Raw genomic sequence first — 10,669 nt, 5'->3', positions numbered from 1 at the left:
TGCTTGATTACATCTTGGACGACTTCGCCAAATTCAGAAAAACCAACCAAGACGACAGCCTAGGCGCCATGGTCGTTTGCGACAGCGCAGAACAGGCACGGCAACTCTTTGACCATTTTGACCATTTTCAGACAGCTTCAGACCACAATCTCACCGCCGCGCTGATACTGCACGACATCGGCACTAAGGACGAACGCGACCAATGGGTTAAAGACTTCAAAGCAGGCAAAACCGACATCCTGTTTGTGTACAACATGCTTTTGACCGGTTTTGACGCGCCGCGCCTGAAAAAGCTCTATTTGGGCAGGCTTATCAAAGCCCATAACCTTTTGCAAACCCTGACCCGCGTCAACCGCACCTACAAATCTTACCGCTACGGCTACGTCGTTGATTTTGCCGACATCGAGCGCGAATTCGACAAAACCAACCGCGCCTATTGGGACGAACTTTCTAACGAATTGGGTGACGAAATCGGCAGTTACAGCCAGCTATTCAAAACTGCCGAAGAAATCGAACAGGAAATTGCTGACATTAAAAACGCCCTGTTTGATTTCGATACCGAAAACGCCGAAGAATTTTGCCGCCAAATCAGCCAAATAGAAGATAAAGAACAGCTTCTTGCCCTAAAAAAAGCCCTGCAAACCGCCAAAGAGCTGTACAACGTCCTGCGCCTGCAAGGCAGCCACGAATTTCTCGCACATCTGGATTTTGACAAGCTCAATCTGTTGTACCGCGAAACCGCTGCCCGCCTGGATACCTTAAACCTCGCCGAAAAACTGCAGCAGGGCGACACCGCCCATTTGCTCAATGAAGCATTGGAAGACGTTTACTTCCAGTTCGTCAAAATCGGCGAAGCCGAACTCAAACTTGCCGACGATTTAAAAGACATCATGCGCAAAGTCCGCGAAGGACTGGCGGGCAACTTCGACCAGGACGACCCCGAATACATCAGCCTGCGTGGAGAGCTGGAACGCATCTTCAAGAAAAAGAACCTCGCCGAAGTTGGACAGGAAGAAATGCAGGCAAACATCGCCACACTCGAAACCGTCTATGCCCGAATCAAAGAGCTGAACCGCCAAAACGACCTCTTGCGGCACAAATACGGCGGCGACGCCAAATATGCCCGCACCCACAAGCGGCTCATGGAAAACGCCGCTCTCTACGGCGACAAACTCAAAGTCTTCAACGCGCTGAACGGTGTAAAAACCGACGCCGACCAAAAAGTGCTGGATATGGAGCAGATTTTGGACAACCAGAATTACTTTGAAAAACAAATGAAAGGCATCGTATTAAAACACTTTAGAACGGAACAGCAATTTCCTGTTCAACGCCAAGACATCGAAGACATCAACCGCCTGTTGGTGCGAGAATATTTAGAAGAAAAAAGTCGGATTTGTGGAAGCGGTTTTTCAGGTAGTCTTAACCATTTATAAATACAGGAAAGCTATGTACAACAACGACATCATCATCTACACCACGGAAGACGGACTATCCGAATTTACCCTGCGCGAGCTTGACGGCGAACTATGGCTTACCCAAAAAGAAATTGCCGAACTCTACCAAACCAGCAAACAAAACATCGGCAAACACATCAAGACGATATTTGCAGAACAAGAACTGGACGATTCAGTTGTAAACTTTCAGTTTACAACTGCCGCAGACGGCAAAAACTACCGCATGGGGCTTTATCCCCTCTCCCTAATCATCGCCGTCGGCTACCGCGTCCGCTCCACACGCGGTACACAATTCCGCCAATGGGCAACACGGACATTGGGCGAATACATCAGCAAAGGCTTCGTATTAAACGACGACCGTCTGAAAAACCCGCCTGTCGGGACAAACCGTGCCGAAGATCAGTTTGAACAGTTGCTCAACCGCATCAGGGACATCCGCAGCAGCGAACGGCGGATGTATCTGCGTGTACGCGAAATATTCGCCATGGCGGCGGATTACCAGCCCCGCTTCAAAGAAACCACCCATTTTTTCAAAATCATACAAAACAAACTTCATTACGCCTGCACCCGCCATACTGCCCCTGAAATTATTTACCAAAGGGCAGATGCGGGGAAACCCAATATGGGTCTGACCCATTGGCGAGGCAAAGAAATCGCCAAAGCCGATGTAACCGTTGCCAAAAATTACCTGAACGAGGCAGAAATCGATGCCCTCAACCGCATCGTTTCCATGTGGCTGGATTTTGCCGAAGACCAGGCGAGCATGAAAAAACAAATATTCCTGCAAGACTGGGTGGAAAAACTGGATGCCTTTCTCGCCTTCAATGACCGCCAAGTTTTACAAACGGCAGGGACAATCAGCAAAACGCAGGCAGACGAAAAAGCCCGTATCGAATACGAAAAATTTGCCGCCGCACGCAGACTGGAAAAAGAACGCGAGGGCGAACGCCATATTGCCGAACTGCTGAGCCTGAAAAAATAGCAGGCATCAATGCAGGCTGCTTGAAAAAGTGCGGTCGGATTTTGAAATGTTTTTTCAGACGGCCTTTGAAAGAGAAATAAATTTTTATGAATGAATTACAAGATTGTATTTTAGGTGATTTAGTAGAGTTTCAACGTGGATATGATTTGCCAAAAGATTCTTTTGTCAAAGGAGAATATCCTGTTCAATCTTCAAACGGAATTCTAGGTTATCACAATGAATACAAGGTTAAAGCACCTGGAATCACGATTGGACGAAGTGGCACAGTTGGGATTCCGCATTTAATAACAAAAAACTTTTTTCCGCATAATACAGCATTGTATGTAAAAGATTTCAAGGGTAATAACGTCCATTATATTTATTACTTATTGAAAAATTTAAAATTAAATGAATATAAAACTGGTTCTGGTGTTCCAACTATGAACCGAAATCATCTGCATCCGTTAAAAATTAAAGCGTTTACAGACTCAAAGTACCAACAATCCATCGCTGCCGTCCTATCCGCTTTGGACAAAAAAATCGCCCTAAACAAACAAATCAACGCGCGCTTGGAAGAGATAGCGAAAACCCTGTACGACTACTGGTTCGTGCAGTTCGACTTCCCCGACGCCAACGGCAAGCCCTACAAATCCTCAGGCGGCGAAATGGTGTTTGACGAAACCTTGAAACGGGAAATTCCGAAGGGGTGGGAGGTTAAGAAAATTGAAAGCATCCTTACTATAGGTTCTGGTTTTCCCTTTAATTCTAAAGATTACACAGATAGAGGCAAATATCAAATTGTTACAATAAAAAATGTTCAAGATACATATCTTGATTTAACGAAAACAGATAAAGTCGGAAAAATTCCAAATAATATAAAAGAGTTTTGCATATTAAAGAAGGGAGATATCTTAATTTCTCTAACGGGAAATGTCGGCAGAATATGTTTTGTTGATATGAATAACCTATTATTAAATCAGCGTGTTGGAAAATTTATTTGCCATAAAGAATATCTGTATTTTTTTTATTTATTATTTAATAGAAGTGAAAGTAAAGAAAGACTAGAAAAATTAGCAAATGGAAGCTCACAGTCTAATTTAAGCCCAATTGAAGCTGTAAAAGATCTATTTGTTTGTCCTTCTAATATTGTGTTAGAGCAATTTAATGCCAAGGTTGATTTATTATTTGAAAAGTTATTATTAAATCAGCAGCAAAACTACCACCTGACCCAACTACGCGATTTCCTATTACCCATGCTAATGAACGGACAGGTATCCGTAGTGGAATAGGTCGGATACTGGTATCTGACAAACCATTCCAAGCTGAAAATGTCGGATTCAAAAAAACGACCTACGCGATAAAACAAACGAGATAAAAATGACCGAACAACACTTTACCGAACAAACCAAAGCCCTGATTGACAGCTTAAAAACCATCTGCGCCAACTATGGCTTAGGCAATGACGGCAACGAATTTAAAATCATCAGTCAGGCTTTTTTGTATAAATTTTTAAACGACAAATACGATTTCGAAGTTAAACAAATTCGCAAAGAAAAGCCCGACGAACCGATCGAGTTCGTCAATATGGATATTGAGGGAAAAACGGCCGTTTTGAAGCCCGAGCATTCCATCAAATATTTATCGGAGCGACAAAATGGCGCAGACTTTGCCAAGCTCTTTGACGATACGCTCACCGATATTGCCGCTTGTAATGCGGAGTTGTTTTCAGTGAAAACCGAAGGCGGGGCGAAAATTGTGTTGTTCGAGCGTATCAGTCAATACATTACTGACGAAGGCCGACGCGATGATTTTTGCCGCGCGCTGATTTCCAAACTGGCGGGTTTCAGTTTTGAGGCAATTTTTGCGCAAAAATTTGATTTTTTTGCCACGATTTTTGAATACCTGATTAAAGACTACAACAGCAATTCGGGTGGCAAATACGCCGAATACTACACGCCGCATGCGGTGGCGCGGATTATGGCGGATATTTTGGTGCCGGAGGACGTGCGCGGGCAAATCCGCAGCGTGGACGTTTACGACCCGTCGGCTGGTTCGGGAACGCTGTTGATGAACGTCGCCCATGCCATCGGCGAAGACAAATGTATGATTTATACGCAGGATATTTCGCAAAAATCGTCCAATCTGTTGCGGCTGAATCTGATTTTGAACAATTTGGTGCATTCGCTGAATAATGTGGTTCAAGGCAATACGATTTTGTCGCCCGCCCATAAAGACGCTTCAGGCCGTCTGAAAAAATTTGATTTCATCGTTTCCAATCCGCCGTTTAAATTGGATTTCAGCGATTTTCGCGACCAATTGGAAGGCGATGAAAACCGCGAACGCTTTTTTGCCGGCATCCCGAAAATTAAGGCGAAAGATAAGGATAAAATGGAAATCTATCAGCTTTTTATCCAGCATATCCTGTTCAGCCTGAAAGAAAACGGCAAAGCGGCGATTGTATTGCCGACGGGCTTTATTACCGCCCAATCGGGCATCGACAAAAAAATCCGCGAACATTTGGTGGAAAACAAAATGCTCGCCGGCGTGGTGTCCATGCCTTCCAATATTTTCGCCACGACGGGAACCAACGTTTCCATCTTGTTTATCGATAAAGCCAATAAAGACGATGTAGTGTTAATCGACGCATCGGGATTGGGTGAAAAAATCAAAGACGGCAAAAACCAAAAAACCGTACTTTCCCGCGCAGAAGAACAAAAAATCTGCAATACCTTCACGCACAAACAGGCAGTGGGAGATTTCAGCGTGGTGGTCGGCTACGATGAAATTAAAGCCAAAAACTACAGCCTGTCCGCGGGGCAATATTTTGAGGTAAAGATTGATTATGTGGATATTTCTGTCGACGAATTTACAGAGAAAATGGCAAAATTCTCAGCGGATTTAGATACACTCTTTGCAGAATCGGCCAGGCTGGAACGGGAAATTAAAGAAAGGTTACGGCTGTTGCAATTCCAAGATGGCCATCCATAGAATCTATATCCAGATTCTTCGTACACGACAAATAAATAAAACCCGCTGAATAATAGATGGTGTCCTAAAAAGTATGCTGACACTGGTGTCGGTAAACGGAAACTAAAAGGGCAACGGACAGATGCGTTATATCGTGTCTGTGAAAATACAATCAGCACTCTGTTGCCCCGTTACCACGGGCAGAGTATAAAGAAAAATGGCACCAAGCGCGACGCCAAGCAAAATTACGGCCGCCAATTATTTTGACCTATATTGGATGTCATTCAAACATTATTAAAATTATCCTCAAAATGCCGGTTCGTGATTGTGGTATTCGTGATATTTCCGCAATAACAGGATGCAGCAGGTACAAGGTACAGAAGGTACTGAAAACGTCACAACATCATGTTCTTCCCAAGAAAAATCATTATGACACTTTAGAGATTGACGAGATCTGGACTTTCGTCGGCAGCAAAAAGAATAAGGTATGGCTTATTTATGCTTATGACCGTACTAGCGGCGAAATAGTGGCTTATGTCTGGGGGCTTCGTACACGACAAAAAAACAAAACCCGCTGAAAAACATAGCAAAGTGTAAGTTTTACGACGACGCACACCATGCCAAATTCCAGCGGGTTTTCCGACATCTTAAAGCAACACCTTTCCTGGCACAAAGCAAGAATCGACTGCCTCGCCAGCATCATCACCGCACTGTTTGTCCGCCAAACCGTCAATCTGTCCGCACTCAAAAACGCCTTTTCCTCAAAGGCCAAGCCGGAATCCATCTATCGCCGTATGCAGCGTTTCTTTGCCGGGGCTCTTATCGGCAGAACTGATGTTGCCCGCTTCGTCTTCTCGGTTTTCGGCTGGCAAAACGTCCGCCTCACTCTCGACCGCACGACATGGGAATACGGCAAATCCTGCATCAACATCCCGGTGCCGGCCGTGGTCCGGCGTGGTGTTGCCATCCCGATACTGTGGAAAACGGCTGATAAAAAAGGCAATTCCAACACAGGCGAAAGAACCGCCCTGCCGGATCTTTTCCGCGGGACCTTCCCCGACCTCCACATTGAAACACTCTATGCGGATCGGGAATTCATTGGCAATGAATGGCTGGCGTATCTGCGTCAAGCAGGGATTTCTTACTGCATCCGCTGCAAGGAAAACGCGCAGATAGCGGGAAAAGGTGGCACAAGGCGGGCGTTGAAGAGCCACTTTCGGGCGCTGAAAACAGGTGAAGGGAAAAGATTGGGGCCGGTGATGCTGTATGGGCAACAGCACTATCTTGAGGCTACCCGTCTGACTGACGGGCAACTACTGGTGGTTTGCAGTGACAAAGAGGGCAAGGGGATTGAAGCATACGGTGAGCGTTGGCAGATAGAGACGCTGTTTGGCAGCCTGAAAAGCAAAGGGTTCAATCTGGAAGACACACATATGAGCGCACCGGCGAAGATAGACAGGTTGATGTCAGTGCTGGCGATAGGCTTTGTGCTGTCCTGCCGCGCGGGGGAAGCAGAAGATAAACGGCGGCCGATCAAGGTGAAGAAGCATGGCAGGCCTGCGCAAAGTTTATTCCGGGCGGGGTTGGACCGGCTGGTTTCTGTGTTATTCAGGGGGATGAGGCCGTTGGAGGTATTAGGCGATGAGGTGATGGATTTACTGGTAGTCAAGGAGGATGTGGGATGAAGGATTTTTTTGTCGTGTACGAAGGTCTGGGGGAAAAGAGATATTGCTACAGTAAGGGAATTAGAAGCACGTTTAAACGATCTAAAGATTACTTATGGGAATATTGCAATGGATAAGTGGCAAAGTTTTGTTGAAGTATTTGGTAGTGAAAAATCGAATATTGGCAAGAAATATACAGTGGGAATTGAAGGTAATAATTGCCGCCTGAGGCACAGAATCAGGCGGATTGTGAGGGAAACCTGTTGTTTTTCAAAGAAATTGCTCTACCACTTCAAGGCCTTTAATCCGGCTTTTCACTACATCAACTATGGCTTTGTCCAGCCCGGCATACTTTTCAGGCCACACCCCGAAATATATGTATGCTATGCAGCGGTATTTTGCTGAAAACACAAAGAACGCGCTGCTGACCCTTGCCGCGAACATAATCCCGAAATATGGAATCATGAACATCCTGCACAAACGCTTCCCCGCTGTCCGCTTGACCCGGCCGCCTTCACCCGTCACCCGGCAGAAGCCATCCGGCAAGCACATCCCGGCACCGCCGCCACCATCCACACTGTCGCCGAAGCGGACGGTTGCCGCCTGAACATCACCTTTGCCGATGGCACCGAACCCACCCCCGTCCGTAATAAACCTACCGCATGACCGCATACAACAACCACGGTAGCCACACCCTGCTCGACTATTACGGCTGCGATGCCGTCCTGCTGGGCGACGCCGGGCGTCTTGAACACATCCTGCGCGCGGCGGCAGAAGCGGCGGGGGCGGTTATCCTCGCCGCCCACTTCCACCACTTCGGCGCAGAAGCGGGTGTAACCGGCGTATTGCTGCTCGCCGAATCGCATCTGAGCATCCACACCTGGCCGGAACACCGCTTCGCCGCGCTCGACCTCTACCTCTGCGGCGGCGACATGGACAGCGCCTGCCGCGTGCTGGAAACCGCCCTGCGCCCCGCGCACAACGGGCGGCGCATTATCCCGCGCGGTACCGGCGGCGACACCGCCGCGTGACGGCAAGGCCGCGCGGAATGCCCCGACGCTGCCGACGTTTATAGTCGTTTCAAACAGGAATGAGACAAGGCGGCGAGCCGAAGGCAGTACAAATAGTACGGCGAGGCGATCCAACACCGTATCATTTCTGTTTGAAGCGACTATATCCGCTGTCGCCGGCGCTGATGCGCTTATACTCTGCAAACCGTTTTTCACCCCCACAGGAGCACACCATGACTGAAACCGTCAAAGCCTATGCCGCGCAATCCGCCACCAGCCCGCTGGCACCCTTCACCTTTACATACCGCACGCCGCGCGCCGATGATGTCGTCATCGACATCCTCTACACCGGCGTCTGCCACAGCGACCTGCACACCGCCCGCAACGACTGGGGCGGCACGATATACCCCGTCGTGCCGGGGCACGAAATCGTCGGCCGCGTGCGCAGCGTCGGCGACAAAGTAACCAGGTTCAAAGCGGGCGATCTGGTCGGCGTCGGCTGCCTCGTCGATAGCTGCCGCCATTGCGAACCCTGCAAACACGACCTCGAACAATACTGCGAGAACGGCTTCGTCGGCACCTACAACGGCATCGACAAGCACGACGGCCGACCCACCTACGGCGGTTATGCCAAAACCATCACCGTCAGCGATGCCTTTGTGCTGAAAGTGCCGGAAAACCTTGACACCAAAGCCGTGCCGCCCATCCTCTGCGCGGGCATCACCACCTGGTCGCCGCTGCGCCACTGGCACGTCGGCAAGGGCAGCAAAGTCGCCGTTATCGGCCTCGGCGGCCTCGGCCACATGGCGATCAAACTGGCGCACGCCCTCGGCGCGGAAGTCACCCTGTTCTCGCGCAGTCCGGGCAAGGCGGCGGACGCGAAACGTCTCGGCGCGCACAACATCGTGATTTCCACCGACGCGGCGCAGATGAAAAGCGTGGCGAACCGGTTCGACCTCATCATCGACACCGTGCCCTATGAACACGACGTCAACCCCTACATTCCGACGCTGCAACTGGACGGCACACTGGTGTATGTCGGCCTGCTCGGAGCCGTGACCCCGGCACTCAGCACCGTGCCGCTGATTCTCGGCCGCCGCACGGTTGCCGGATCCCTCATCGGCGGCATCAAAGAAACGCAAGAACTGCTGGATTTCTGCGGCGAACACAACATCACCGCCGATGTGGAGATCATCAAGATGGCGGACATCAACACCGCCTACGCGCGGATGCTGAAAAGCGACGTGAAATACCGCTTCGTTATCGACATCGCTACGCTGTAAGCGGTCTCAACCATAAAAAGCCCGCACAAGCGGGCTTTTTTGTGCGCATTCCCGCAAGCAAAACGCCGCAAGGCGCCCCCCGGCGTGCCGCTTCGTGTGGCATTCGCGGGGGGTGGCGCTCTGTCATGCCCGCCCCCTCTGCTGCTATGTGCGGCGGTTTTCCCATTAAATCAAGGAGGTCATATGGCAGATGCAAGCGGCAGTTTTCATGTGGTGCAGGTAGTGGCGCTTCCCGGCGCGGCGGTGGTCGCCGTGCCGCTGTTCAAGCGTTTGGGACTGGGCTCGGTGCTGGGCTATCTCACTGCCGGGCTGGTCATCGGGCCGTCCGGTTTCGGCCTCTTTCAGGATGCCTCCACGATTTTGCACATCGCCGAGCTCGGGGTGGTGATTTTCCTCTTCGTCATCGGGCTGGAAATGAAGCCCGCGCACCTCTGGCATCTGCGCCGCCAGATTTTCGGCCTCGGCAGCATGCAGGTGGTGCTGGCGGCGGTGTTGCTGACCGCCGTCGGCATCCTCTACGGCTTTTCCTGGCAGATTTCCTTCGTCAGCGCCGCCGGGTTTGTCCTCACTTCGACCGCCATCGTCATGTCCGTCCTCGGCGAGCGCCATGAATTAACCGCGCCAGGCGGGCAGAAGATGGTCTCCATCCTCCTCTTCGAGGATTTGCTGATTGTGCCGCTGCTTGCCTTCATCACCTTCCTCTCGCCGCAGCATACGCAAAGCACGACACCGCTGTGGCTGGGCATCGGCAAGGCGTTCGCCTGCGTCGCGCTGCTGGTGGCGGTCGGCCACTGGCTGCTCAACCTGGTTTTCCGCCTGCTCGCCCGCAGCAAGGCGCGCGAGGTGATGACGGCGGCGGCGCTCCTGGTCGTACTCGGTTCGGGGCAGTTGCTGGAACTGGGCGGGCTGTCGATGGCGATGGGCGCGTTCCTCGCCGGGGTCCTGCTTTCGGATTCGAGTTTCCGCCATCAGCTTGAAGCGGATGTCGAGCCGTTTCGCGGCCTGCTGCTCGGCCTCTTCTTCCTCGCCGTCGGCATGTCGCTCAACCTGCGCGTGGTCGCCGAACACTGGCTGCCGGTGGCAAGCGGCGTGTTGGCGATGATGGCGGCGAAGGGGTTGTGCATCTACGGGGTGGCGCGGCTGGCAAAAAGCAGCCACGACGAGGCGCTGGAACGCGCGGTGCTGATGGCGCAAGGCGGCGAGTTTGCCTTCATCCTCTATGCCGCCGTCTATAGTCAAATAGCCAAGAAACAGTAACATGGCGCACCGGCGCAGACCGTACAAACCAGTACGGCAAGGCGGCGCAACACCGTTACGGTTTTTTAGATAT

Annotated in this window: 9 protein-coding genes and 3 pseudogenes; 11 read left to right on the top strand and 1 reads right to left on the bottom strand. The window is 50.6% G+C overall.

The genetic code is table 11. The features are described 5' to 3' along the window. The 7 genes and pseudogenes from Q0562_RS05170 to Q0562_RS05140 all read left to right on the top strand — a co-directional run. Positions 1–1,433, top strand: a pseudogene (locus tag Q0562_RS05170) (restriction endonuclease); the annotation flags it as partial. 13 nt (positions 1,434–1,446) lie between these two features. Further along, positions 1,447–2,436 (top strand): RhuM family protein, encoded by a 990-nt coding sequence (rhuM, locus tag Q0562_RS05165; RefSeq protein WP_298641991.1) that lies wholly within the window; start codon positions 1,447–1,449, stop codon positions 2,434–2,436. Between the two features lie 86 nt (positions 2,437–2,522). Continuing rightward, positions 2,523–3,704 (top strand): restriction endonuclease subunit S, encoded by a 1,182-nt coding sequence (locus tag Q0562_RS05160; protein ID WP_298641989.1) that lies wholly within the window; start codon positions 2,523–2,525, stop codon positions 3,702–3,704. Between the two features lie 88 nt (positions 3,705–3,792). Further along, positions 3,793–5,403 carry a class I SAM-dependent DNA methyltransferase gene (locus Q0562_RS05155; RefSeq protein WP_298641987.1) on the top strand — a complete coding sequence of 537 codons (1,611 nt, stop codon included), beginning with the start codon at positions 3,793–3,795 and terminating at the stop codon, positions 5,401–5,403. 242 nt (positions 5,404–5,645) lie between these two features. Then, entirely contained in the window at positions 5,646–5,960 is a 315-nt protein-coding gene (locus Q0562_RS05150; protein ID WP_298641985.1) for an IS1 family transposase, read from the top strand. A gap of 39 nt (positions 5,961–5,999) precedes the next feature. Continuing rightward, positions 6,000–7,067: an IS4 family transposase gene (locus Q0562_RS05145; RefSeq protein WP_298641984.1), complete on the top strand. Its 1,068-nt coding sequence runs from the start codon at positions 6,000–6,002 to the stop codon at positions 7,065–7,067. 9 nt (positions 7,068–7,076) lie between these two features. Next, positions 7,077–7,289 (top strand): annotated as a pseudogene (locus Q0562_RS05140) (IS1 family transposase); the annotation flags it as partial. Positions 7,290–7,316: 27 nt separating this feature from the next. Here the strand turns inward: Q0562_RS05140 and Q0562_RS05135 are convergent. Beyond that, positions 7,317–7,511 (bottom strand): hypothetical protein, encoded by a 195-nt coding sequence (locus Q0562_RS05135; protein WP_298641997.1) that lies wholly within the window; start codon positions 7,509–7,511, stop codon positions 7,317–7,319. On the opposite strand from Q0562_RS05135, the gene Q0562_RS05130 reads away from it, so the two are divergent. From Q0562_RS05130 to Q0562_RS05115, 4 genes and pseudogenes are all read left to right on the top strand, one after another. Continuing rightward, positions 7,510–7,653, top strand: coding sequence for a hypothetical protein (locus Q0562_RS05130; protein WP_298641981.1), 144 nt, complete (start codon positions 7,510–7,512; stop codon positions 7,651–7,653). The two genes, Q0562_RS05135 and Q0562_RS05130, sit on opposite strands and share 2 nt — an antisense overlap. 55 nt (positions 7,654–7,708) lie before the next feature. Further along, positions 7,709–8,077, top strand: a complete 369-nt coding sequence (gene speD / locus Q0562_RS05125; protein WP_298641978.1) for an adenosylmethionine decarboxylase — start codon at positions 7,709–7,711, stop codon at positions 8,075–8,077. Between the two features lie 212 nt (positions 8,078–8,289). Then, complete coding sequence (locus tag Q0562_RS05120) at positions 8,290–9,339, top strand: NAD(P)-dependent alcohol dehydrogenase (RefSeq protein ID WP_298641975.1); 1,050 nt, start codon at positions 8,290–8,292, stop codon at positions 9,337–9,339. A gap of 183 nt (positions 9,340–9,522) precedes the next feature. Continuing rightward, positions 9,523–10,578: pseudogene (locus Q0562_RS05115) on the top strand (monovalent cation:proton antiporter-2 (CPA2) family protein); the annotation flags it as partial. Between the last annotated feature and the right edge of the window lie 91 nt (positions 10,579–10,669).

Source organism: uncultured Cardiobacterium sp. (assembly GCF_938028825.1).
GTDB lineage: Bacteria > Pseudomonadota > Gammaproteobacteria > Cardiobacteriales > Cardiobacteriaceae > Cardiobacterium.
Note: the sequence above shows the minus strand (reverse complement) of the source record. Positions and strands in the feature narration are given on the sequence as shown.

Excerpts from the sequence above, each read along its gene's own strand:
- speD (WP_298641978.1), top strand. The coding sequence starts at position 7,709 with ATGACCGCATACAACAACCACGGTAGCCACACCCTGCTCGACTATTAC.
- Q0562_RS05135 (WP_298641997.1), bottom strand. The coding sequence starts at position 7,511 with ATGATTCCATATTTCGGGATTATGTTCGCGGCAAGGGTCAGCAGCGCG.
- Q0562_RS05120 (WP_298641975.1), top strand. The coding sequence starts at position 8,290 with ATGACTGAAACCGTCAAAGCCTATGCCGCGCAATCCGCCACCAGCCCG.
- rhuM (WP_298641991.1), top strand. The coding sequence starts at position 1,447 with ATGTACAACAACGACATCATCATCTACACCACGGAAGACGGACTATCC.
- Q0562_RS05160 (WP_298641989.1), top strand. The coding sequence starts at position 2,523 with ATGAATGAATTACAAGATTGTATTTTAGGTGATTTAGTAGAGTTTCAA.
- Q0562_RS05145 (WP_298641984.1), top strand. The coding sequence starts at position 6,000 with ATGCCAAATTCCAGCGGGTTTTCCGACATCTTAAAGCAACACCTTTCC.
- Q0562_RS05155 (WP_298641987.1), top strand. The coding sequence starts at position 3,793 with ATGACCGAACAACACTTTACCGAACAAACCAAAGCCCTGATTGACAGC.
- Q0562_RS05130 (WP_298641981.1), top strand. The coding sequence starts at position 7,510 with ATGAACATCCTGCACAAACGCTTCCCCGCTGTCCGCTTGACCCGGCCG.